We start from the raw sequence: 23,248 nt of genomic DNA, 5'->3' as shown, positions 1-23,248 counted from the left end.
CGCGACGAAACACGCCGCTTAACGATTTAATTTCGGAGAAACGCCCGGAGCGGGATTTGAACCAAAGGAAGACGGTCGCCTCACTCCGTTCGGCGCTGCGACTTCCAGGGTTCGTACGTGTTTAGCTCCGATGAATTTCGCCACCGCTTCGTAGCAGGCGACCAATCGAGGGGATATGCATCTTCAGCAAGGGCTGATTGAGTTTCTCCAGGGATGGTCTCCGCTCGGAGACCATCCCGGTGACCCTGCTGAGGTAACACCGAGGTGGTCATAGTGGATTGGGATGACCTCAGCAAAGACGAACTTCTCTCGCGGTTTCTCCAGATGGAAGAGCGAATCAACGATCTGGAAAAGAAGCTTGAGGAGAAGGATGAACGGATCGAAGAACTCGAAACACGCCTTCGCAAATACGAGAATCCACATACACCGCCTAGTAAGCGACGGTCGGGGACTGACGAGTCCCCGACCTCGCAAGACGACGAAGACGACGATGTCAGAACGGACGGCGGCACTCCTGGACGAAAGGATGGTCACGACCCGGAGTGGCGCTCTACGGCTGATCCGGGCGAAGAAGTTGAGGTCACCTGTGACTGCTGTCCAGAGTGTGGCCAACACTTCGACGAGTCGGTGGGCGTCAGCCCCCGACTCGTCGAGGAGATACCAGATCCACAGCCGCCAGAAATCACTCAGTATAACCGCCACTGCTACCAGTGCGACTCCTGTGGAACCGAGACAGTCGCTACACACCCCGACTGCCCCGATGAGGGGCAGTTCGGGGTGAACGTTATCGCTCAATCAGCACTGTCGAGGTACGATTACCGCCTGCCCTACCGGAAGATTGCAGACCGTTTCGAGCAGTTGCACGGACTGGAGTTGTCAGGCGCGTCCGCATGGCACGCGACCGAGCGCGCTGCGCGCGCCGGTCGCTGTGAATACGAACAGATTCGCCGTCAAATCCAGCAGGCTGACGTTGTTCATATCGATGAGACAGGAATCAAGCGGGACGGCGAACAAGCATGGATCTGGACGTTCACCACCGGGAACCACACGCTGTACGCGGTTAGAGAGAGTCGTGGAAGCGATGTTCCCGCGGAAGTCCTCGGCGAGGACTTCGCGGGAACGGTCATCTGTGATGGGTGGACGGCCTATCCAGCCTTCAGCGACAATCTCCAACGGTGTTGGGCACATATTCTGCGAGAGGCTGAAGATGCCGCTGAAAAGCAGCCAGAAGGCAAACCGATTTACGACTCTCTCAAGCAGTTGTACGTCGCTCTCCAGACCCGGCTGGAGAGCGACTTGACCATTCGTGAGCGAGCAGAACTCCAGCGTGTTGCACGGAGAGAGCTTGAGTCGTTGATTGAGCGCTCAGTTCCCGACGGACCAGTGGCAACACTCATCAGAAAAATCGAAGGTGGCCTCGACCACTGGCTCACCTTCGTCGGTGAGCCAGCGGTCTCTCCGACGAACAATGCCGCGGAAAACGCGCTCCGTGAACCGGTAGTTCTCCGGAAACTTATCGGAACACTCCGCAACGACCGCGGGATGTTCGTTCATGAGACGGTGCTGTCCCTGCTGGCGACGTGGCGCCAGCAGGGACGCAATCCTTACGACGAACTCAAGCGAGTTTCCCGAAACAACGACATGATTTCACGAGACCAGGCTGTGCCGGCCGTTGAGACATCGGGGTAAACACGTACCAGGGTTCAAATCCCTCACAGCCATTCACTGCATAGAGCGATAGCGACGCGATGAAACGCGTCGCTTGTCGATTTGAATTCAGAGAAACGCCCGGAGCGGGATTTGAACCCGCGTCACGACCGTGACAGGGTCGTATGATGGGCCACTACACCATCCGGGCACCTTGCTGCATTTCTTCGTATCCCGGTGTTGGTATTAAGACTTTCCAAAGAAAGGCGCCCTGGGATGAATGCACGTGACGGGACCCAAAGTTCTATGTCCGGCCTGATTCATGTGGTTGGTAGGAGCAAACACGCCCGCAGTCCACGTGAGTGGGCGGGTCCGATAGCCACGGCAGAGCGACTTGGCAAGTGTTATATGCACCCCGGCGGTATGGCCCTGTAGTATCTCGTGACAGCCACCTTCTCCAGCAGCAGGCCAAACGCACACGCACACACATGGTAGATGTAAGTCAACACGACCTCGTCCCAGACCACAGTGTCGTCGACGAGGACGACCTCGAAGCAGTACTCACGGAGTATGAAATCAAGAAGACGGACCTTCCGAAGATCAAGCGCACCGACAAGGCGCTGCCCGACGATGCCGAAGTCGGTGACGTGGTTCGGATCGTCCGCGACTCCAGAACGACGGATGAAGCCGTCGTGTACCGACTGGTGGTAGAATAATGGACACACAAGACCGCCGCGCTATATCGCGTGAATATTTCGCCAAGGAACGGCTCGCCGAACACCACTTCCGCTCGTTTAACGCCTTCCTCGACCGGGGGATGCAGCAGGTCGTCGACGAGAAAGAGACCATCGAGACCGATATCGGTGACAAGGAAGGGCAGGAACCGGTGTGGGTCGAACTGGGCGACGTTCGCGTCGTCACCCCGCGGGTCCGCGAGGCCGACGGTAGCGAGGAACTGCTGTACCCGCAGGAAGCCCGGCTTCGGAACATCACCTACTCCGCGCCGGTGTTCATGGAGATGGCCATCGTCCGCGGTGGCGAGGAGGAACCGGAGGAAGTCGTCGACCGGACCGAGACCAAGATCGGGCGGATGCCCATCATGGTCGGTTCGAACAAGTGCAACATCGCGGGCTTCAGCGACGAGGAGCTCATCGACATCGGCGAGGACCCCGCAGACCCCGGTGGCTACTTCTGTGTCAACGGCTCCGAGCGGGTGCTGATGACCAGCGAGGACCTCGCCCCGAACAAGATTCTGGCCGAGTACGACACCAAGTACGGCGACGAGGTGCAGGTCGCCAAGACGTTCTCCCAGCGCCGGGGCTACCGCGCGCTGGTGCTGTGTGAACGGACGCGAGACGGGCTGCTCGAAGTCTCGTTCCCCTCTGTCTCGGGCAGCATCGACTTCGTGACGCTGGTCCGTGCGCTCGGGCTCGAATCGGACGAGGAGATCGTCCACCGCGTCAGCGAGGACCCGGAGATCGTGAAGTTCATGCTGGAGAACTTAGAGGAGGCCGAGGTCCAGACGACCGAGGAAGCCATCGAGACGCTGGGCAAGCGTGTCGCCTCCGGGCAGGGCAAGAACTACCAGCTCAAACGGGCCAACTACGTCATCGACCGCTATCTCCTCCCGCACCTGCACGAGGAGGGCGTCGAGGAAGAGGAAGTCCGTATCAACAAGGCGTTTTACCTCTGCCGGATGGCCGAAGCGTGTTTCGAACTGGCACTCGAACGACGCGAATCCGACGACAAGGACCACTACGCCAACAAGCGGCTGAAGGTCAGCGGCGACCTGATGACCGACCTGTTCCGGACGGCGCTGAACAAGCTCGCCCGGGACGTGAAGTACCAGCTGGAACGGGCCAACATGCGGAACCGCCAGCTGTCCGTCTCGACGGTCGTTCGCTCGGACGTGCTGACCGAGCGGCTCGAACACCCGATTGCGACGGGGAACTGGGTCGGCGGCCGCTCCGGCGTGAGCCAGCTGGTCGACCGGACCGACTTCATGGGGGTGCTGTCACACCTCCGACGACTGCGCTCGCCGCTCAGTCGCTCCCAGCCTCACTTCGAGGCACGGGACCTGCACGCGACCCAGTGGGGTCGCATCTGTCCCTCCGAGACGCCTGAAGGCCCCAACTGTGGGCTGGTGAAGAACTTCGCCCAGGCGATGGAGCTGTCACAGGACGTGTCGGACCCACAGGGTCTCAAACAGGAACTCGCAGAGATGGGGGTCCAGGGCATCCCCGGTATCGAATCGATCGAACAGCAGCCCGCGGACGATTAACATGAGTCAGGGACGCGAAGCCAAAGTATACGTAAACGGTAGTCTGGTCGGCACACACCCCGACCCGGAACAGCTCGCAGAACAGGTACGACAGGCACGACGACGGGGGGACGTCTCCCAGATGGTCAACGTCTCGGTCAAGAACCGGACCGGAGAGGTCATCATCAACGCCGACGCCGGCCGTGCCCGCCGCCCGCTGCTGGTGGTCGAGGACGGCGAGCCGCTGATGACCGACGAGGAGGTCGAGCAGGTCAAAAACGACGAGCTCGAGTTCGAGGAACTCGTCGAGCGCGGCCTCGTCGAGTTCATCGACGCCGAGGAGGAGGAGGACATCCTGGTCGGGGTCAGCGAGGACGAACTCACCGAGAACCACACGCACCTGGAAGTCGACCCGCAGCTGATGTTCGGTATCGGTGCCGGGATGATTCCCTACCCCGAACACAACGCCTCGCCCCGGATCACGATGGGGTCGGGGATGATCAAGCAGTCGCTGGGCCTGCCGTCGGCGAACTACCGCATCCGCCCGGACACGCGCCAGCACCTGCTGCACTACCCGCAGCTGTCGATGGTCAAGACCCAGACCACCGAACAGATCGGCTACGACGACCGCCCCGCGGCACAGAACTTCGTCGTCGCCGTCATGAGCTACGAGGGGTTCAACATCGAGGACGCGCTGGTCATGAACCAGGGGTCGGTCGACCGCGCGCTCGCCCGTTCGCACTTCTTCCGCACGTACGAGGGCGAGGAGCGACGCTATCCCGGCGGTCAGGAGGACCGCTTCGAGATGCCCGACGACGAGGTGCGGGGCGCTCGCGGCGAGGAAGCGTACACGCACCTCGACGACGACGGCCTCGTCAACCCCGAGACGAAGGTCGGCGAGAACGCCGTCCTGCTGGGCAAGACCAGCCCGCCCCGGTTCCTCGAAGAGCCGGACGACATGGGCGGCCTCTCGCCCCAGAAGCGCCGGGAGACGAGCGTGACGATGCGCTCGGGCGAATCCGGCGTCGTTGACACGGTCACGCTGATGGAAGGCGAGGACGGCTCGAAGCTCTCGAAGGTGTCGGTGCGTGACGAACGCATCCCCGAGCTCGGGGACAAGTTCGCCAGTCGGCACGGCCAGAAGGGCGTCGTCGGCCACATCGCCCCCCAGGAGGACATGCCCTTCACCGAGGAGGGCGTCGTCCCGGACCTCATCATCAATCCGCACGCGCTGCCGTCGCGGATGACCGTCGGCCACATCCTCGAGATGATCGGCGGGAAGGTCGGCGCACTCGAAGGCCGTCGCGTCGACGGCACCGCCTTCACCGGCGAGGACGAGGAGGAGCTCCGTGGTTCGCTCGAAGACCACGGCTTCGATTCGTCGGGCAAGGAGACGATGTACTCCGGTGTCACCGGCGAGAAGATCGACGCCGAGATCTTCGTCGGCGACATTTTCTACCAGAAGCTGTATCACATGGTGTCGAACAAGCTGCACGCCCGTTCGCGCGGGCCGGTGCAGGTACTCACCCGCCAGCCAACCGAGGGGCGCGCCCGCGAGGGTGGCCTGCGCGTGGGTGAGATGGAGCGGGACGTGCTCATCGGGCACGGTGCGGCGATGGCGCTCAAGGAGCGCCTGCTCGATGAGTCCGACCGCGAGTGGATCAACGTCTGCGGGCAGTGTGGGATGACCGCCGTCGAGAACGTCGAGCAACGGCGCATCTACTGCCCGAACTGCGAGGAGGAGACAGACATCCACGAGGTCGAGATGTCCTACGCGTTCAAGCTCCTGCTCGATGAGATGAAGGCGCTCGGAATCGCCCCGCGGATCGAACTGGAGGACGCAGTATGAGCTCACAACAGACACCCCAGGAGATCGGACAGCTCAGCTTCGGGCTGATGGACCCAGAGGAGTACCGGGAGATGTCGGCCACAAAAGTGATCACGGCCGACACGTACGACGACGACGGTTTCCCCATCGACATGGGGCTGATGGACCCGCGACTCGGAGTCATCGACCCCGGCCTGGAGTGCAAGACCTGCGGGAAACACAGCGGGTCGTGTAACGGCCACTTCGGCCACATCGAACTGGCCGCGCCGGTCATCCACGTCGGATTCGCGAAGCTCATCCGCCGACTCCTGCGCGGGACCTGCCGGGAGTGCTCCCGGCTCTGTCTCGACGAGCACGAGCGCGAGGAGTTCGCCGACCGACTGACGCGGACCCAGGACCTCGGTCGGGACCTCAACGACGTGACCAAGGCCGCCATCCGGCAGGCCCGCAAGAAGGACCGCTGTCCGTTCTGCGGCGAGAAGCAGTACGACATCAAACACGAGAAGCCGACCACCTACTACGAAGTGCAGGACGTCCTCGCCTCGGACTACCCCGAGCGGATCGCCGCCGCGATGGAAGAGGCAGAGGACCCCATCTCGCCCATCGAGCTCTCCGAAGAGACCGGCATCGACAGCAGCCGCGTCCAGGAGATTCTCAGCGGCGAGTTCCGCCCGCGCCAGGAGGACCGCCGCGCCCTGGAGAAGGCGCTGTCGGTCGACCTGACCGAGGAGGACATGAACAAGCTGATGCCAAGCGACATCCGGGACTGGTTCGAGGACATCCCGGACGAGGACATCGAAGTGCTGGGCATGAAGCCGGACCGCTCCCGACCGGAGTGGATGATTCTGACGGTGCTGCCGGTGCCGCCGGTCACCGCCCGCCCCTCGATTACGCTTGACAACGGCCAGCGCTCCGAGGACGACCTCACCCACAAGCTCGTGGACATCATCCGCATCAACCAGCGGTTCATGGAGAACCGCGAGGCCGGTGCGCCACAGCTGATTATCGAGGACCTCTGGGAACTGCTGCAGTACCACGTCACCACCTTCATGGACAACGAGATCTCGGGGACGCCGCCGGCGCGACACCGATCGGGCCGGCCGCTGAAGACCCTCTCCCAGCGGCTGAAGGGCAAGGAGGGGCGGTTCCGTGGGTCGCTGTCCGGGAAGCGCGTGAACTTCTCCGCCCGGACCGTCATCTCGCCGGACCCGACGCTCTCGCTGAACGAGGTCGGCGTCCCGGACCGGGTCGCCAAGGAGATGACCCAGACGATGAACGTCACCGACCGGAACCTGGCGGAGGCCCGCCGCTACGTCTCTAACGGGCCTGAAGCCCACCCCGGCGCCAACTACGTCAAGCGGCCCGACGGCCGCCGGCTGAAGGTGACCGAGAAGAACTGCGAGGAACTCGCAGAGAAGGTCGAACCGGAGTGGGAGGTGTCCCGCCATCTGGTCGACGGCGACATCATCATCTTCAACCGCCAGCCGTCGCTGCACCGGATGTCCATCATGGCCCACGAGGTCGTCGTGATGCCGTACAAGACGTTCCGGCTGAACACGACGGTCTGTCCGCCGTACAACGCTGACTTCGACGGGGACGAGATGAACATGCACGCCCTGCAAAACGAGGAGGCCCGGGCCGAGGCCCGCGTCCTCATGCGCGTGCAGGAACAGATGCTCTCCCCGCGCTTCGGCGAGAACATCATCGGCGCGATTCAGGACCACATCAGCGGGACCTACCTGCTGACCCACACCAATCCGAAGTTCAACGAGACGCAGGCGCTGGACCTGCTCCGGGCGACCCGCATCGACGAACTGCCCGAGGCGGACGGCGTCGACGAGGACGACGAGGAGTACTGGACCGGCCGCTCGCTGTTCTCCGAGCTGCTGCCCGAGGACCTGAACCTGGAGTTCACGTCTTCGGCTGGCGACACCGTCGTCGTCGAGGACGGCCAGATGACCGGCGGCACCATCGACGAGGACGCCGTCGGGGCCTTCGGCGGCGAAATCGTCGACACGATCGCAAAGGAGTACTCGCGGACCCGCGCCCGGATTCTCGTCAACGAGGTCTCGGCGCTGGCGATGCGGTCGATCATGCACTTCGGGTTCTCCATCAGCATCGACGACGAGTCCATCCCACGGGCGGCCGAAGAGCAGATCAACGACGCTATCGACAGCGCGTACGACCGCGTCGAGGAGCTCATCGAGACCTACGACCGCGGCGAGCTCGAATCCCTGCCCGGTCGGACCGTCGACGAGACGCTGGAGATGAAGATCATGCAGACGCTGGGCAAGGCCCGTGACTCCGCCGGTGACATCGCCGAGGACCACTTCGGCGAGGACAACCCGGCCGTCATCATGGCCGAGTCCGGTGCGCGTGGGTCGATGCTGAACCTGACCCAGATGGCCGGCTGTGTCGGCCAGCAGGCAGTCCGTGGCGAACGGATCAACCGCGGCTACGAGAACCGCACGCTCAGCCACTTCGAGGAGAACGACCTGTCGGCGGACGCCCACGGCTTCGTGGAGGCCTCGTACCGCTCCGGGCTCGGCCCGAAGGAGTTCTTCTTCCACGCGATGGGTGGCCGCGAGGGGCTGGTCGACACGGCCGTCCGGACGTCGAAGTCCGGCTACCTCCAGCGCCGGCTCATCAACGCCCTGTCCGAACTCGAAACGCAGTACGACGGCACCGTCCGGGACACCTCGGACACTATCGTCCAGTTCGAGTTCGGTGAGGACGGCACGTCGCCGGTCGACGTGTCCTCGAACCAGGAGGGCGACATCGTCGACGTCGAGCAGATCGCCGACAGCGTCCTGAACGAGGAGTTCGAGAGCGAGAAGCAAAAAGAGAGCTTCCTCGGCACGCGGACCGAGCGGACCAACCTCTCGGAGCACGCGGACGACTGGTGGATGGCCGAGGGTGACGACTAACAATGACAGCAAACGACGTATCAGCAGACATCGAGGCCGTCGTCGAGGACACCGAACTGCCGCGACGGCTGAAAGACGAAGTGTACAGCACCATCGACGAACGGGGCGTCGGCGTCGACGACGCCGACCGCATCGCCAAGGCCGTCGAGTCCCGCTACCTCGACACTCGCGTCGACCCGCTTGACCCGGTCGGGACCGTCTCGGCCCAGTCTATCGGCGAACCGGGAACGCAGATGACGATGAACACGTTCCACTACGCGGGGGTCGCCGAGATCGACGTGACCCAGGGCCTGCCACGGCTCATCGAGCTGGTGGACGCCCGGAAGACGCCGGACACGCCGATGATGACGGTCCACCTCGACGAGGAGTACGCCACGGACCGCGAGCGCGCCCACGAGGTCGTCTGGAAGATCGAGGCGACGCGCATCCTCGCGCTGGGTGACATCTCGACGAACGTCGCGGACATGCTCGTCGAGATCGACCTCAACGAGGACACGCTGCTGGAGCGGTGGCCGACGGTCAGCGACACGGACGCCATCGCCGAGGAGATCGCAGAGACCATCGAGTCGAACCTCGGCGTCTCGACCCGACAGGCCGGCACGGTCATCGAGTTCGGCCCGGAGGAACCCAGCTACCGCGACCTGCTGCAACTGGTCGAGGAGCTGCGGGAGATCGTCTTCAAGGGCATCGAGGAGATCACCCGCGTCGTTATCCGCAAAGAGGAGACCGACAACGGCGAGGAGTTCGTCCTCTACACCGAGGGGTCGGACTTCGGCGAGGTGCTCGATATCGAGGGCGTCGACGCCTCCCGGACGACGTGTAACAACATCCACGAGATCTACCGGGAACTCGGCGTCGAAGCGGCCCGCGAGACACTCATCAACGAGACGATGAACACGCTCGAAGAGCAGGGCCTGGACGACGTGAACGTCCGGCATCTGATGCTCGTCGCGGACATCATGACCAACGAGGGGACCATCGAGTCCATCGGCCGCCACGGTATCTCCGGCTCGAAGGACTCCGTGCTCGCCCGCGCAGCCTTCGAGGTGACGGTCAATCACCTGCTCGACGCCGCCATCCACGGCGAGGTCGACGAACTCGACGGCGTCACGGAGAACGTCATCGTCGGCAAACCGATCAAACTGGGCACCGGCGACGTCAACCTTCGGATGGGTACGACCCAGGACTGATGCGGGTCGAACTCTCGGACGAAGCGCGTCGACTGGTCGCCCTCTTCGAGGACGAGGCAGCCGTCACCGTCCGGGATTGCGTCGTCGACGAGGACCACGACCAGGTGGTGTATCTGGTCAAGCGCGGCGAGATGGCCGACGCCATCGGCCCGGGCGGCCAGACGGTCGAGCGCGTCGAGGAGCGCCTCGGTCGCGAGGTCAAACTCGTCGAAGCCGCCGAGACGGCCGAGGACTTCGTGGCCAACGCGCTCGCACCGGCCGCAGTCTACAACGTCACCGTCTCGCAGAACGACGACACCGTCGCGTACGTCGAGGTGGCACAGGAGGACCGCGGGGCCGCCATCGGCCGTGAAGGCCGGAACATCGACGCCGCCCGACAGCTGGCGAAGCGCCACTTCGACATCGACGGTATCGAACTGACCTGAGCGGGGCGCCCCGCTCGCATCGGCTTCTCTGAAACCTCACCGGAGAGCGACTGCGCTCGGGCCGGTTCGTGTCCGGTCTCGGCAGGGCGTCCCCGACAGTCGGTCTCAGTCGTCGTCCGCCGAGACGTCCGACGCGTCGTGTTCGTACACCTCGGTGTCGCTGTGCGTCGCTCCGGTGTCGCCGTGTGTCGGCCCGCGTTCGACATCGAACGTCCGGAGGAGTTCGCTGAGGTCGCCGGCCTGGTCGAGAGCGTTGCGGAAGTGCCGCTGTGATGGGTTGGGCTTCACACGTCGCCTGGACCGCCGTCGCTGAGTGCTTTGTCACCGCCGCTGTAAACCCAGTCCTCGCGCTATCGTAGGCAATTCCGTAACGGGTTTGATCCCCGTCTGTGACACAGAACGCCACACACGCCGGCGCTACCGGCTGAGTCCGAAAGAGGAGTCTTAAGTACCTCCGAAAGGTACCAGTGCCTACTATGGCGAACGGCAAGTACGCCGCGCGCAAGCTCAAGAAGGACCGCCAGAAGCACCGGTGGTCCGACACTGACTACGCGCGTCGCGAACGCGGCCTGGGCAAGAAGTCCGACCCGCTCGAGGGTGCGCCCCAGGGACGAGGTATCGTACTGGAGAAAGTCGGAATCGAGGCCAAACAGCCCAACTCCGCGATCCGGAAGTGTGTCCGCGTCCAGCTCATCAAGAACGGCAAGCAGGTCACCGCGTTCTGTCCCGGTGACGGCGCTATCTCTTTCATCGACGAGCACGACGAGGTCACGATCGCGGGTATCGGCGGGGCGAAGGGCCGCGCGATGGGCGACCTCTCCGGTGTCAACTACAAGGTCGAGAAGGTCAACGGCGTCTCTCTCATCGAACTCGTTCGCGGGAACGCGGAGAAACCGGTCCGATAACCATGAGTGCCGAAGACACATCTGAGGCTGACGCGGCTGAGGAAAGCGAGCCGGAGACGGCCCGCGCGAAGCTGTTCGGCGAGTGGACGGTTACGGACATCGAGTACACCGACCCCTCGACCGAACGGTACATCACTGTCACGCCGATCGCCCACACGATGGGGCGTCACGCGGACAAGCAGTTCAAGAAAAGCGAGATCAGCATCGTCGAGCGGCTCATCAACCGCCTGATGCAGACCGACGAGAACACCGGCAAGAAGCAGCTTGCCACCTCCATCGTCACCGAGGCGTTCGAGATCGTTCACGAGCGCACCGACGAGAACCCGATTCAGGTGCTCGTCAGTGCCGTCGAGAACAGCGCCCCCCGGGAGGAGACCGTCCGCCTGAAATACGGCGGTATCTCGGTCCCGAAGGCCGTCGACGTCGCGCCCCAGCGCCGCGTCGACCAGGCCCTGAAGTTCCTCGCCGAGGGCGTCTACGGTGGCTCGTTCAAGACCACCACGAGCGCCGCCGAGGCGCTCGCACAGCAGCTCGTCGGCGCTGCCAACGACGACGTCCAGACCTACGCGGTCAACCAGAAAGAAGAGAAAGAACGCGTCGCGGCCGCCGCTCGCTAAGCCGGCTGTCTCCGACATCTTTATTCTTCCATACTCGGCAGTGGAATCTGTGCGAACACCGAGCCGAGACGGCGGGTCTCGCCGCCAGTACCTCGCTGCGCTCGCCGGTATCGGGGCGACCGGACTGGCCGGCTGTCGCAGCGAGCCCGGGACGCGGACCGATTCCTCGGACCCGAAATCCACAGTTACAACGACGGCAGGCCCGGCTCGGACGCTGGACCGCTACGACGTGTCCCTCAGCGACGACCGGGCGCAGTCGCCCGACACCGACTGGGCGGCCCCGACCACGGCGCCGACTGACACGCCGCTGGCGACGGAGGCACTCATCGAGGACCTGGAAATCCCGTGGGACCTCTCGTTTGCCGCCGACGGAACGCTGTTTCTCACCGAGCGGGTCGGTCGGGTCCTCTCGTTTGCGGACGGGACCGTCCGGACGGTCGCCGAACCGCCCGCGGCCATCGACGCGGAATCGAGCGACGACGGCTGGTGGGTGACCGGCGGCGAGGGCGGCACGCTCGGCGTCGCCGCACACCCGACCTACCCCGACCCGCCGGTGGTGTACGTCTACTACACGACGACGACCGACGACGAGCGGTTCAATCGGGTCGTCGCCATGGACGTGTCGGCCGAGGACCCGGCCGCCACCGAGTCGGTCGTCGTCGACGGGATTCCGGGAAGCAAGATACACAACGGCGGCCGGCTCACCTTCGGCCCGGAAAACCACCTCTGGATTACGACCGGTGACGCCGGCGTCGGCGACCTCGCCGCGGACCTCGACTCGCTCGGCGGGAAGGTCCTTCGCGTGACGCCCGCGGGCGACCCCGCGCCCGGCAACCCGGACCTGGGCGGGGACCCGCGGGTGTTCACCTACGGCCACCGGAACCCACAGGGGCTGGCCTGGCTCCCGGACGGGACGCTCGTCGCCTCCGAACACGGCCCAACGGGGCGGGACGAACTCAACCGCCTCGTGGCCGGCGGCAACTACGGGTGGCCCGACACCCGCGAGCACGGGGCGTACCTCGACGCCGACCCCGAGGTCCGCCGCCCGCTCGCCAACACTGGCACCACCGGCGGCTGGGCACCCTCCGGCTCGTTGTTCTACACCGGCGACGCCGTTCCGTCGCTGCGGAACCGGCTGCTCACCGGCGGGCTGAAAGGGCAGACGCTCCTCGTGACGACGCTGACCCCGGCCGGCGAAGACACCCCACCGGCCGAGGACGCCGAGGTGTACGACGCCGACTGGACCGACGACGCCTACACCGCGACGACCCACTCCCTGCTGACCGACGAACTCGGTCGCATCCGCCACGTCGAGCAGGGGCCCGACGGCGGGCTGTACCTCGTCACGTCGAACCGCGACGGGCGCGCCGGCGACGGGTTCCCGCGGGAGCGCGACGACGTGCTCGTCCGCGTCGTGCCGGCCGAGTGAGCGGCCGGGACGCGTTCTGTGAACCACGGGCTATATTTTGGTTGACGAGAGAGGGTGACCCATGGCAACAGAGCAATCCGTCGACCTCGTCGACGACGAGACCGTCGGCTGGTTCACCAAGGCGGTGCTGATTGCGGCGCTGACCGCGGCGCTCGCACAGATATCGATCCCGCTCCCGGGGACGCTGCCGCCGTTCTCGCTGCAGCCGTTCGGGATGTTCTTCGCCGGCCTGGTGCTGGGGCCGCTGTGGGGCGGTCTCGCCCTGCTGTTGTACCTGCTGGTCGGTATCGCCGGCGCGCCGGTGTTCTCGAACGCGAACGCGGGACTGGGCTATGTCATCGCCGGCCAGGGGACCGGTGGCTTCCTCGTCGGCTTCCTGGTCGGTGCGGTCGTCGCCGGCGCTATCGCCCACCGGCGCACGACGCCGCGGCCGGTCGCCGACCTCTCGGTCCCGGTGCAGGTCGTCGCACTCGCCGCAGCGGTCGTCGTCGTCTACGCCATCGGCGTTCCGTGGCTGGCGGTGGTGACCGGCCTGCCGTTCGCTCGCGCCGCGGCCGTGATGGCCCCGTACGTGCCGCTTGACCTCCTGAAGCTCGGTATCGCGGTCGCCGTCGTGCAGGGCGGGTACCTCGCCAGTCGATGATTGCAGTCGACGACCTTCGCTACCGGTACGGCGACGTCGATGTCCTCGACGGGGTGACGCTGTCGATACCCGACGGCCAGTACTGCCTGCTCGTCGGGCCCAACGGGAGCGGCAAGACGACGCTCGTCCGGCACCTCAACGCCCTGCTGACCCCGGAGGCCGGGACCGTCACCGTCGACGGTACGGACGTGACAGACGACCCCGTCGTCGCCCGGACGCGAATCGGGATGGTGTTCCAGCACCCCCGCGACCAGTTCGTCGCCGCGACCGTGGCGGCTGACGTGGCCTTCGGCCCGGAGAACCTCGGGCTCGACAGGGAAGCGATTGACCGCCGTGTCGAAGCGGCGCTCGACGCCGTCGACCTCGACGGGGCCGGGGACAGGCGTATCGACGCCCTCTCGGGCGGTGAGCAGGCCCGCGTGGCCATCGCCGGGGCCCTCGCTATGGAGCCGGACTACCTCGTGCTCGACGAACCGCTCGTCGGGCTCGACTGGCCGGCCAGGGCGTCCGTCCTCGACCACCTCGACGCGCTGGCCGCCGACGGGACGGGCGTCATCGTCGTCACTCACGACCTCAGGGACCTCCACGAGCGGGCCGACCGCCTCGTCGCCTTACACGAGGGGCGGGTCGTCCTCGACGAGTCGCCGTCGGCGGCGCTCGATGCGCTCCCGGACCTCGGCGTCCGGGACCCGCGATGCTGAGCTACCGGCCCGGCTCGACGTTCGCCCATCGGCTGGACCCGCGGTCGAAGCTCCTGGTCCAGTTCGGGCTCGCCATCGCCGCGGTCGCTCACCCCACGCTGCCCTGGCTCGTCGGGACGACCGCGTTCGCGCTGGGCGCGCTCGCGGCGGCCCGGCTGTCGCCGCTGGCCGTCCTGCGCTCCTATCGGGTCGTCCTCGCGGTGCTGGCGCTGGCCCCGGTCGTCGCCGGCGTGGCGCTGGGCCCGCCGTGGTTCCGGGTCGACCCGGCGCTGCGCTCGGCCCTGCACGTCGGGCGCATCCTCCCGGTGTTGCTCGTCAGCGCCGCCTACCTCACGTCGACGCCGGTCCGGGACACGCGGGCGGCAGTCCAGCGCCTGATTCCGGGCAAGCCCGGCCGGATTCTGGGCGTCGGGATGGCCCTCGTCGTCCGGCTGTTCCCGCTCGTGCTCGCGGACGTTCGGGAGGTGCGTGACGCAATCAACGCCCGTGGGGGCGAGGCGCGCCCGCTGTGGAACCGTGCCGGGCTGCTCGCCGTCCGGTCCCTGGAACGCACGCTCGACCGCTCGGACCGGCTCTCGGTCGCCCTGCGGGCCCGCTGTTTCGCGTGGAACCCGACGCTCCCGCCGCTTGCCTTCGAGTGGCGCGACTACCCGGTGCTCGCCGTCGGTATCGCGCTGGCGGTGTCGCCGCTCGTTCCGATGTAGCGGCCGGGCCGCGGCTCCGCGCTATCACTCCACGATATCGACGCCGGTGAACTCGAACCGCGCGCCGCCGTCGCTTCCCTCGCCGACGGTCACCGTCCAGCCGTGGGCGTCGGCGATCTCCTCGACGATCCAGAGCCCGAACCCCGTCCCGGCGTCCGACGTCGAGTACCCGGTCTCGAACACGCGCGAGCGGTCCGCCTCGTCGATTCCGTCGCCGTCGTCTTCGACGTAGAAGCCGCCCTCGAGTTCCCCGACGGTGACTCTCACATCGTCGCCACCGTGTTCCACGCTGTCGTCGGCCCCCGGCCGACTGCTTGTGGAGCCATGCTCCACACTGTTGCTGAACAGGTTCTCGAGCAGTTGTTCTACTCTGCTCCTGTCGGCACGGACCACGGCGTCCGTCTCGACTGTGAGTTCGGCCCCGTCGGTCTCGACGTTGTGCCAGCTCTGTTCGGCCGTGTCCGCGAGCGCCACCACCTCGTCGACCTCCGACTGCTCGTCGTGTGCGGCCGCGAGGAGGTCGTCGATGAGCGTCCGCATCCGCTCCAGCGCATCGCTGGCGCTGTCGAGGTGGTCGCTGTCTCGCTCTCCCCTGGCCAGTTCGATGCGGCCCTCAGCGACAGACAGCGGGTTCCTGAGGTCGTGGCTGACGATGCTGGTGAACTCTTCGAGGCGCTCGTTCGTGTCCTCGAGTTCCTGCTCGCGTCGCTTGCGCTCGGTGATGTCGCGATCGATACCGATTGCCCGGACCGGCGTCCCGTCCTCGTCGGATTCGACGCGGCCCTTCGCCGCCATCCAGCGGACCTCGCCGTCGCGGATGATCCGGAACTCGGCCTCGTACGTCCCGGTCTCGGTCGCCGATTCGATGCGCCCCGCCACCTTCGACTGGTCCTCGGGGTGGACGAGTGACAGAAACTCCGCCAGCGTCTCGACGTCGGTGCCGTACAGCGTCTCGGCACAGGGGTAGTACGACAGGACGCCGGGCTCGAACTCGTGGTCCCAGACGACCGTATTGGTGGTCTCCAGCGCCATCTCCATCCGCTCGCGCGTCTCCTCCAGTTCGCGCTCCCGGAGCTTTCGGTCGGTGATGTTCTGGACAGAACCCCGGAGCTTGACGACCTCGCCGCCCTCGGTGACCGGTTCGCACAGCGCGCGGACCCATCGGTAGTTGTCGTCGTCCCCGATACGCACCTCCATATCGTACCCTTCGGCCGTTTCTATCGCTCGCTGGAACTCCGTCATAACCGTCTCCCTGTCGTCGGGGTGGTACAGGTCGACGATGGATTCGACGCCCAGCTGGTCGTCCGGTGTCAGTCCGTGTAGCCGGTAGAACTCGCTTGTCACTGTCATCTCCGGTGGCTCGCTCGTCACGTCTACCTCCCAGCCGCCGACGCTCGCGATCCGCTGGGCCTGGTCGAGGAGCTCCTTCGTTCGCGTCAGCTCCTGTTCGCGCGCCTTCCGGTCGGTGATGTCCCGGCCGATGCCGGCCAGCATCTGGTTCCCGTCGGGGTCTTCGACGCGGGTCGCGGTGAACTCGTGGGGGATCTGTTCCCCGTCTTTCGTCATAAACGGCGCTTCCACCCGGGTGGTGCCGCCCTCGAACACCGATTCGATAGCGGCAGCGACGAGGTCGCGGTGCTCCGTCGGGAAGAACTCGGTCCCGTGGGTCCCGGACACGTCCGCGGCCGAGTAGCCCGTCACGTTCAGGAGGCTCTCGTTCCAGCGCCGGAAGCGGCCCTCGCTGTCGAGGACGTAGAACACGTCGTCGATGGCGTCCAGCATGTCGTCGGTGTACTTCTTGTACCGTTCGAGGCGCTGTTCGCGCTGCTGGCGTTCGAGCTCGTAGCTCACCCACTGCGTTGCGAGATGGACGAACGTCTTCTCGTCCTCGGTGAAGGGGGTTTCGCGGGGCGACCGGTCGACGAAACAGAGGGTCCCCGAATGCGCGTCACGGACTCGGACCTCGCCGCTGATGTACGTCTCGTAGTCCCAGCGCTCGTAGGCCGGGTCTGACACCCATCCCTCCTCGGACGCCTCCCTGATTGCCATGACGCTTCCCGTGTCGATGTTCTTCCGGCAGTACGACTCCGACAGCGGCGTGACGGTCCCCGGTTCGAGCCGTTCGTCGTCCCCGCTCGCGTAGCGGACGGTGAACTCGTCGCGGTCGATGTCGTTCGAGGACAGGAACGCGCCGGCGGTCCCCAGACGCTCCCGGCCCAGATCCAGGACCGCCTGAATCTTCTCATCGAACGTGGCGTCGGGGTCGGCGCTGATCTCGTAGAGCGTCCGGAGTGTCTGGTTGTGCTCCGCGAGCTGGTTCTTGGTGGCTTCGAGTTCGCGCTCGCGGTTCCGCCGCTCGGTCACGTCGCGGGCGAACCCGGCCACGCGAACTGTCTCGCCGGCGTCGTTCGTGATCGGCTCGCCCTGTATCCAGACCCAGCGCTGATACCCCTCCTCGGCGTTGACGCGGCACTCGACGTCGGCCGACTCGCCGTGCATGAGACACCGCATCGCGTCTTTCATCATCTCACGGTCCTCGGGATGGATTCCGTTCAGGAAGTCGTAGGGGTCCTCCCGGAGAGCGGCCACTGACCGCCCCCAGATGTCCTCGTAGGCGGAGTTGATGACGAGCAATTCGCTCAGGTCAGCCGTGAACTCCCAGAGGATGTCGTGGGTCGCCTCGGTGAGTTCGCGGACGCGGCGCTCCGACTCGGCGGCCTGGCGCCGCGCGCGGTACTCGGAGACCGCGTTCTCGATCCGGTTGGCCAGGAGTTCGTACACCTCGACCCCGAACGACTTCTGTAGATAGTCAGTTACCCCCACCGAGATAGCTTCGCTGGCCACCTCCTCGCTGCCCTTGCCGGTGAACAGGATGAACGGCAGGTCCGGGTCCGTCTCCCGGATCGCATCGAGCAGTTCGATACCGTTCATCTTCGGCATGTCGTAGTCGGAAACGACAGCGTCGAACTCGGTCTCGGCGAGCCGGTCGAGCCCGTCGCGCGCGCTGGTCGCGGTTTCGACAGCGATCCGGTCGTCCGCGGCCTCCAGGGAATCCGCCGCGACCGCCACAAAGTCCGGGTCGTCGTCGACGTGTAACACCCGAATCTGTTCGCTGACGACACCCGTCTCGCCGTCGAGGTGCCGACCGCGAAGCGACTCGCTCATACCCAATCGGTTCACAAGTCAGCGCAAAAACAGTTCTGTTGGGTACCAAGCGAGCGCGCCTGGCAGCCAAGGGAACGGCAGCAACAGTCGGGTGCGCCGACACTGTCCCCCTGGCCCGGCATCTCGGCGTCAGTCTCAGTCCGCCGCGCGGCTGCCGCCGCCAGCGTACGCGCGTGTCACGTCTACCAAGGCCTTCCGGAACTCGGATTCGTCGGGCTCCGGGGAGAGTGACGCGAAGTGGTGTTTGAACTCCGCGAGGTCGACCGATTCGGCGTCCTGGGCCGCGGCGTGGGCAAGGTCGTACAGCCGGTGGTCCGCCCCCACCAGGTCGTGGCGTTCACACAGCGCCAGGGCAAACGCCGCGTTGACGGCCGTGATATCCGGGTCCGCGGCCGGCGTCAGCCGCGCGGCCGGTTCGCCGGGGTGGCGCATCCGGGTCGGCGACGGCGAGCGGCCCCAGGTCGGCGGGTCGGCGGGTCGGTCCGCGACGGCGGCCGCGAGGCTGGCTTCCAGGAACGGCACCAGCTTGTCGCCGGGCACCACCGGCATCCAGATGTCGTCGGCGTAGACGTCTTTCATGTGGTTGGCGATCTGGTAGCAGTGCGTGAGCTTCCGCTGTTCGACCGAGCGCCCCGCCAGCGCGAGGTAGATGGCTTCCCGCGTCGACTGAGTGTGTGACGGATGCCCGCGTTCGTGGTGGTGCATGTGCGCGTACTCGTGTAACGCCAGCTCGCGGGCCATCGCGCTCGTGGCGGCCTGGCGGGAGATTGTCAGCCGGTGGGCGCCGTCGCTGTGGCTGACGCGGGTGCGCTCGTCGGGGTCCTCCCGGACCCGGACGGTCACTGGTCGATTCAGGTCGTGTTCCGTCGAGAAGAGGTCCCGCGCCCCGAGAAACGGTTCGGCCGGCCCACCCTGCACGTGCACGTCCATGTGTGTGCTTACCATGGGTCGCACAGCTATTAATCCACGGTTCCGGGCAGTGTTCTCCCAGCGGGCGAATCCGGTGACGGTCTCATACTGTCGGACAGAAGGAGTACGGAGACGAGACACCCAGTTGCGGGAATCAATCCGACCGGAGCCGCCTCGACGAACGTCGGTTGCGAAATGCTCTGTCCGGTAGTCTCACGAGCACGCCGCCGACCACATGCGGATTGCGAGACTATCCCACGCGAACGGCCGGATTTCAAGCGGTCGCGGCCGTAGTGAAACACTATCCTTTTGACCCTGCTGTTGATAGAAAGCTGTATAATGGGCCGACGCAAGAAAATCGTCCAGGAATGTGAGACACTGATGGACGATCCGGAGCACATCCGGAACATCGCCATCGCTGCTCACGTCGATCACGGAAAAACGACACTGACGGACAATCTGCTGGCCGGTGCCGGCATGATTTCCGACGACACCGCCGGCGAACAGCTGGCGATGGACACCGAGGAAGACGAACAGGAGCGTGGGATCACCATCGACGCGGCCAACGTTTCGATGACCCACGAGTACGAGGACAAGAACCACCTCATCAACCTCATCGACACCCCCGGCCACGTGGACTTCGGTGGCGACGTGACCCGCGCGATGCGTGCCGTCGACGGCGCGCTCGTGGTCGTCGACGCCGTCGAGGGCGCGATGCCCCAGACCGAGACAGTGCTCCGGCAGGCGCTCCGCGAGGGTGTCAAGCCGACGCTGTTTATCAACAAGGTCGACCGCCTCATCTCCGAGCTCCAGGAGGGGCCAGAGGAGATGCAGGAGCGCCTCCTCAACGTCATCGCCGACGTCAACGAACTCATCCGCGGCATGACCGAGGAGATGGACGACATCGAGGACTGGACGGTCTCCGTCGAGGAAGGGACCGTCGGCTTCGGCTCCGCGCTGTACAAGTGGGGCGTCTCGATGCCGTCGATGCAGCGGACCGGCATGGACTTCGGCGAGATCATGGAGCTCGAACGCGCGGACAAGCGCCAGGAACTCCACGAGCGCACGCCGCTGTCCGACGTGGTGCTGGACATGGTGTGTGAGCACTTCCCCAACCCCGTCGACGCCCAGCCGATGCGCGTGCCGCGGATCTGGCGTGGCGACGCCGAATCGCAGATCGCCAAGGATATGGCGATGGTCAACGAGGACGGCGAAGTCGTCCTGATGGTCACCGACATCGGTGTCGACCCCCACGCCGGCGAAATCGCCGCCGGGCGTGTCTTCTCCGGCACGCTGGAGAAGGGCCAGCAGCTGTACGTCTCCGGGACCGCGGGCAAGAACCGCATCCAGAGCGTCGGTATCTACATGGGTGGCGAACGCGAGGAAGTCGACCGCGTCCCCGCCGGGAACATCGCCGCCGTCACGGGCCTCAAGGACGCCATCGCTGGCTCCACCGTATCCAGCGAGGAGATGACTCCCTTCGAGTCCATCGAGCACATCTCGGAGCCGGTCATCACGAAGTCCGTCGAGGCACAGAACATGGACGACCTGCCGAAGCTCATCGAGACGCTCCAGCAGGTCGCCAAGGAAGACCCGACCATCCAGGTCGAGATTAACGAGGACACCGGCGAGCACCTCATCTCCGGACAGGGCGAACTGCACCTGGAAGTCATCGGCCAGCGTATCGAGCGCAACCAGGGCATCCCGATCAACACCGGTGAGCCCATCGTCGTCTACCGCGAGGCCCCGCAGGGCAACAGCCGCGAAGTCGAGGGCATCTCGCCGAACCGCCACAACCGCTTCTACATCTCCGTCGAGCCGCTCGGCGACGACATCGTCGAGACGATCAAGATGGGCGAAGCGTCGATGGACATGCCAGAACTGGAGCGCCGCGAAGCGCTGCAGGAGGCCGGCATGGACAAGGACGACTCCCAGAACATCGAGCACATCCACGGGACCAACATCCTGCTCGACGAGACGAAGGGTATCCAGCACCTCAACGAGACGATGGAGCTCGTCATCGAGGGCCTCGAAGAAGCCCTCGACGACGGCCCGCTCGCGTCCGAGCCGGTCCAGGGCTCCCTGCTCCGTCTCCACGACGCCCGCCTCCACGAGGACGCCATCCACCGCGGCCCGGCCCAGGTCATCCCTGCGGTGCGTGAGGCCGTCCACAACGCGCTCATCGACGCCCAGATCAAGCTGCTGGAGCCGATCCAGCAGGTCCGTATCGACGTGCCCAACGACCACATGGGCGCTGCGAGCGGCGAGATCCAGGGCCGTCGTGGCCGCGTCGACGACATGTACCAGGAAGGCGACCTGATGGTCGTCGAAGGCGTCGCCCCCGTCGACGAGATGATCGGCTTCTCCTCCGACATCCGCTCGGCGACCGAGGGCCGTGCCTCCTGGAACACCGAGAACGCCGGCTTCCAGGTCCTTGCCGACAACCTCCAGCCCGACAAGATCAGCGAGATCCGCGAGCGCAAGGGCATGAAGCAGGAACTCAACCCGGCTATCGACTACTTCTAGACCACCTTTTTCCACGGGGGGTTCGGGCGCTACGCGCCCTCAACCCCCGCGCAAAAACGTGGGCGAAAAAGGCCGGACGCTCACTCCGTTCGCGTCCGGGGAAACCGCGCGCTGGAGGCGCGCGGTATGCATTTCCGCTCTCTCTCGTCGCTGTTCCGCTCCAAGACTGCTCTTATTCTCCTGCCTGCTCCCGCAACCGGTCGATTCGGTTCCCCAGCGGCGGCGACCGCGCGAACGGGTTCGGGACCCGTCGTCTCGACGGCGCCATATCGTGGACGGCGGCGTACCGTTCGAGGGCGTCGGCAACGGTGTCCGGACCGACGCGGTCGGCCGCGTAGTCGTCGGCCGCCCGGACGCCGCGGCGGGTGGCCCACAGGCTCAGGGTGGCGAGTCCGAGACTCGCGCCGGCGAGGGGCCACAGCGGGCCGATGTCGGCCAGTGCCACGAACAGCGGGACCAGCGCAAGGAGCAGGCCGCCGACGACTCTGGCGTGCACTCGGGCGTCCTGGCGGCCGGCCTGGACCGCGAGGTGAGCCGTCGCCGTCTCGTCGTCGAACGCCTCGAGGAACGTACTCGTCACGAAGAGGCGACAGTAGCCCGGGGCTCCGCGGACCGTCACGTTCGCGGTCCCTTCCTGTTCGGTGTCGAGAATCCGAACGTCACGGACGCTCAGTCTTGCGCGCTCCTGGCGGCGTTCCAGCGTCTCGACCGTCGATTCCGCCGGCTGCCGGGCTGACCGTACCAGCGGGATGAGCCAGGGAGCCGCGACCTGAACGCCGACGAGGAGGGTGGCGACGACGGCCAGCAGGAGGAGCGGCGACAGTCCGGTCTCCAGCGGCGCAGTGACGACCGTCGCGAAAACCGAGAGCGCGAGGACGTACCGCCCCATCCGGACGACCGCCCGACCGGTCGAGAGTTCGATGTCCCGGACGCCCCGGACACCCGGAACGGTCGGCGCGTAGGCGGCCAGTCCGACGACGCCGGCGGCGACCAACTCGGCGAACGTCGCCAGTAGCCGGTCTATCATCCCGGCCCCTCCGCCGACGACTGCGTGGCCCAGTCCGAGGAGTCGAAAGGCGACGTACGACAGCAGGGCGAACGGGAGCAAAATACCGAGGTACAACTGCCGGTACCTGGCGACGGGGTTCGAGAGCCGCTGTACGACTGTGCTTCCGAGTCCGCCGAGGGCGGTTCCGACGACGGTGACGGCTCCGAAAACAAGCAGCGCTGCGCCTGTCGACAGCGATGTGGCCTGGAGGGCGTACACATACGGGACGCTTCGCCGCCGGACAAAAAACGTAGCGTTTCCCTGGTAGTCACTGGCACGGTTTGCGGACCCCACGCTTAGGTCCACCGGCGTCGAACAGCGTGG

General features: G+C 65.7%; 18 protein-coding genes and 1 tRNA gene. 14 read left to right on the top strand and 5 right to left on the bottom strand.

The features are described 5' to 3' along the window. The first annotated feature begins 324 nt into the window (after positions 1–324). Entirely contained in the window at positions 325–1,689 is a 1,365-nt protein-coding gene (tnpC, locus tag KZ498_RS02635) for an IS66 family transposase (protein WP_312617341.1), read from the top strand. Positions 1,690–1,785: 96 nt separating this feature from the next. On the opposite strand, the gene KZ498_RS02630 is transcribed toward tnpC, so the two are convergent. Then, positions 1,786–1,858: transfer RNA gene (locus KZ498_RS02630), tRNA-Asp, on the bottom strand. A 277-nt stretch (positions 1,859–2,135) separates the two neighbouring features. Between KZ498_RS02630 and KZ498_RS02625 the strand changes: the two genes are divergently transcribed. The 6 genes from KZ498_RS02625 to KZ498_RS02600 are packed head-to-tail and all read left to right on the top strand — an operon-like array spanning position 2,136 to position 10,277. Next, entirely contained in the window at positions 2,136–2,363 is a 228-nt protein-coding gene (locus KZ498_RS02625; RefSeq protein WP_004959115.1) for a DNA-directed RNA polymerase subunit H, read from the top strand. Next, the gene (locus tag KZ498_RS02620) at positions 2,363–3,928 is read left to right on the top strand and encodes a DNA-directed RNA polymerase subunit B'' (RefSeq protein ID WP_312616561.1); all 1,566 of its coding nucleotides are present in this window, start codon (positions 2,363–2,365) and stop codon (positions 3,926–3,928) included. Before KZ498_RS02625 ends, KZ498_RS02620 begins: the two co-directional genes overlap by 1 nt. A gap of 1 nt (position 3,929) precedes the next feature. After that, positions 3,930–5,756, top strand: a complete 1,827-nt coding sequence (rpoB, locus tag KZ498_RS02615; protein WP_312616559.1) for a DNA-directed RNA polymerase subunit B — start codon at positions 3,930–3,932, stop codon at positions 5,754–5,756. Continuing rightward, positions 5,753–8,662, top strand: coding sequence for a DNA-directed RNA polymerase subunit A' (locus tag KZ498_RS02610; RefSeq protein ID WP_312616557.1), 2,910 nt, complete (start codon positions 5,753–5,755; stop codon positions 8,660–8,662). The genes rpoB and KZ498_RS02610 overlap by 4 nt, the downstream gene beginning before the upstream one ends. Positions 8,663–8,664: 2 nt before the next feature. After that, positions 8,665–9,852, top strand: a complete 1,188-nt coding sequence (gene rpoA2 / locus KZ498_RS02605) for a DNA-directed RNA polymerase subunit A'' (RefSeq protein WP_312616555.1) — start codon at positions 8,665–8,667, stop codon at positions 9,850–9,852. Beyond that, positions 9,852–10,277 carry a NusA-like transcription termination signal-binding factor gene (locus KZ498_RS02600; protein ID WP_312616553.1) on the top strand — a complete coding sequence of 142 codons (426 nt, stop codon included), beginning with the start codon at positions 9,852–9,854 and terminating at the stop codon, positions 10,275–10,277. The genes rpoA2 and KZ498_RS02600 overlap by 1 nt, the downstream gene beginning before the upstream one ends. A 105-nt stretch (positions 10,278–10,382) precedes the next feature. Here the strand turns inward: KZ498_RS02600 and KZ498_RS02595 are convergent, their stop codons facing one another. Next, a complete protein-coding gene (locus tag KZ498_RS02595; protein ID WP_312616551.1) occupies positions 10,383–10,565 on the bottom strand; it encodes a hypothetical protein in 183 nt (60 codons plus the stop codon). A 188-nt stretch (positions 10,566–10,753) separates the two neighbouring features. Between KZ498_RS02595 and KZ498_RS02590 the strand changes: the two genes are divergently transcribed. The 6 genes from KZ498_RS02590 to KZ498_RS02565 all read left to right on the top strand — a co-directional run bounded on the left by KZ498_RS02590 (position 10,754) and on the right by KZ498_RS02565 (position 15,276). Beyond that, the gene (locus KZ498_RS02590) at positions 10,754–11,182 is read left to right on the top strand and encodes a 30S ribosomal protein S12 (protein ID WP_004515440.1); all 429 of its coding nucleotides are present in this window, start codon (positions 10,754–10,756) and stop codon (positions 11,180–11,182) included. A 2-nt stretch (positions 11,183–11,184) separates the two neighbouring features. Beyond that, positions 11,185–11,799, top strand: coding sequence for a 30S ribosomal protein S7 (locus KZ498_RS02585; RefSeq protein WP_312616545.1), 615 nt, complete (start codon positions 11,185–11,187; stop codon positions 11,797–11,799). A gap of 49 nt (positions 11,800–11,848) precedes the next feature. Beyond that, positions 11,849–13,228, top strand: coding sequence for a PQQ-dependent sugar dehydrogenase (locus tag KZ498_RS02580; protein ID WP_312616544.1), 1,380 nt, complete (start codon positions 11,849–11,851; stop codon positions 13,226–13,228). Between the two features lie 61 nt (positions 13,229–13,289). Next, complete coding sequence (locus KZ498_RS02575; protein WP_312616543.1) at positions 13,290–13,871, top strand: biotin transporter BioY; 582 nt, start codon at positions 13,290–13,292, stop codon at positions 13,869–13,871. Then, positions 13,868–14,572: an ABC transporter ATP-binding protein gene (locus KZ498_RS02570; RefSeq protein WP_312616541.1), complete on the top strand. Its 705-nt coding sequence runs from the start codon at positions 13,868–13,870 to the stop codon at positions 14,570–14,572. Before KZ498_RS02575 ends, KZ498_RS02570 begins: the two co-directional genes overlap by 4 nt. Continuing rightward, complete coding sequence (locus tag KZ498_RS02565) at positions 14,566–15,276, top strand: energy-coupling factor transporter transmembrane component T (RefSeq protein ID WP_312616539.1); 711 nt, start codon at positions 14,566–14,568, stop codon at positions 15,274–15,276. Before KZ498_RS02570 ends, KZ498_RS02565 begins: the two co-directional genes overlap by 7 nt. Positions 15,277–15,300: 24 nt before the next feature. Here KZ498_RS02565 and KZ498_RS02560 read toward each other — a convergent pair whose 3' ends face one another. Together KZ498_RS02560 and KZ498_RS02555 are read right to left on the bottom strand one after the other, a co-directional pair. After that, complete coding sequence (locus KZ498_RS02560; RefSeq protein WP_312616537.1) at positions 15,301–18,441, bottom strand: PAS domain S-box protein; 3,141 nt, start codon at positions 18,439–18,441, stop codon at positions 15,301–15,303. 135 nt (positions 18,442–18,576) lie between these two features. Continuing rightward, positions 18,577–19,371 (bottom strand): DUF5781 family protein, encoded by a 795-nt coding sequence (locus KZ498_RS02555; RefSeq protein ID WP_312617339.1) that lies wholly within the window; start codon positions 19,369–19,371, stop codon positions 18,577–18,579. A 318-nt stretch (positions 19,372–19,689) separates the two neighbouring features. Between KZ498_RS02555 and KZ498_RS02550 the strand changes: the two genes are divergently transcribed. Continuing rightward, complete coding sequence (locus tag KZ498_RS02550) at positions 19,690–21,876, top strand: elongation factor EF-2 (RefSeq protein ID WP_312616535.1); 2,187 nt, start codon at positions 19,690–19,692, stop codon at positions 21,874–21,876. Positions 21,877–22,048: 172 nt separating this feature from the next. Here the strand turns inward: KZ498_RS02550 and KZ498_RS02545 are convergent, their stop codons facing one another. Further along, a complete protein-coding gene (locus tag KZ498_RS02545; RefSeq protein WP_312617337.1) occupies positions 22,049–23,101 on the bottom strand; it encodes a peptidase in 1,053 nt (350 codons plus the stop codon). Positions 23,102–23,248 lie beyond the last annotated feature (147 nt).

This window comes from Haloarcula sp. 1CSR25-25 (genome assembly GCF_032027985.1).
Classification (GTDB): domain Archaea; phylum Halobacteriota; class Halobacteria; order Halobacteriales; family Haloarculaceae; genus Haloarcula.
The sequence above is the reverse complement of the archived record's forward strand: the minus strand, read 5'-3'. Positions and strand labels throughout refer to the sequence as shown.

Coding starts and splice junctions, on each gene's coding strand:
- KZ498_RS02575 (WP_312616543.1), top strand. CDS start 13,290: ATGGCAACAGAGCAATCCGTCGACCTCGTCGACGACGAGACCGTCGGC.
- KZ498_RS02600 (WP_312616553.1), top strand. CDS start 9,852: ATGCGGGTCGAACTCTCGGACGAAGCGCGTCGACTGGTCGCCCTCTTC.
- KZ498_RS02625 (WP_004959115.1), top strand. CDS start 2,136: ATGGTAGATGTAAGTCAACACGACCTCGTCCCAGACCACAGTGTCGTC.
- KZ498_RS02565 (WP_312616539.1), top strand. CDS start 14,566: ATGCTGAGCTACCGGCCCGGCTCGACGTTCGCCCATCGGCTGGACCCG.
- KZ498_RS02560 (WP_312616537.1), bottom strand. CDS start 18,441: ATGAGCGAGTCGCTTCGCGGTCGGCACCTCGACGGCGAGACGGGTGTC.
- KZ498_RS02610 (WP_312616557.1), top strand. CDS start 5,753: ATGAGCTCACAACAGACACCCCAGGAGATCGGACAGCTCAGCTTCGGG.
- tnpC (WP_312617341.1), top strand. CDS start 325: ATGGAAGAGCGAATCAACGATCTGGAAAAGAAGCTTGAGGAGAAGGAT.
- KZ498_RS02620 (WP_312616561.1), top strand. CDS start 2,363: ATGGACACACAAGACCGCCGCGCTATATCGCGTGAATATTTCGCCAAG.
- KZ498_RS02570 (WP_312616541.1), top strand. CDS start 13,868: ATGATTGCAGTCGACGACCTTCGCTACCGGTACGGCGACGTCGATGTC.
- KZ498_RS02550 (WP_312616535.1), top strand. CDS start 19,690: ATGGGCCGACGCAAGAAAATCGTCCAGGAATGTGAGACACTGATGGAC.
- KZ498_RS02555 (WP_312617339.1), bottom strand. CDS start 19,371: ATGGACGTGCACGTGCAGGGTGGGCCGGCCGAACCGTTTCTCGGGGCG.
- KZ498_RS02590 (WP_004515440.1), top strand. CDS start 10,754: ATGGCGAACGGCAAGTACGCCGCGCGCAAGCTCAAGAAGGACCGCCAG.
- KZ498_RS02585 (WP_312616545.1), top strand. CDS start 11,185: ATGAGTGCCGAAGACACATCTGAGGCTGACGCGGCTGAGGAAAGCGAG.
- rpoB (WP_312616559.1), top strand. CDS start 3,930: ATGAGTCAGGGACGCGAAGCCAAAGTATACGTAAACGGTAGTCTGGTC.
- rpoA2 (WP_312616555.1), top strand. CDS start 8,665: ATGACAGCAAACGACGTATCAGCAGACATCGAGGCCGTCGTCGAGGAC.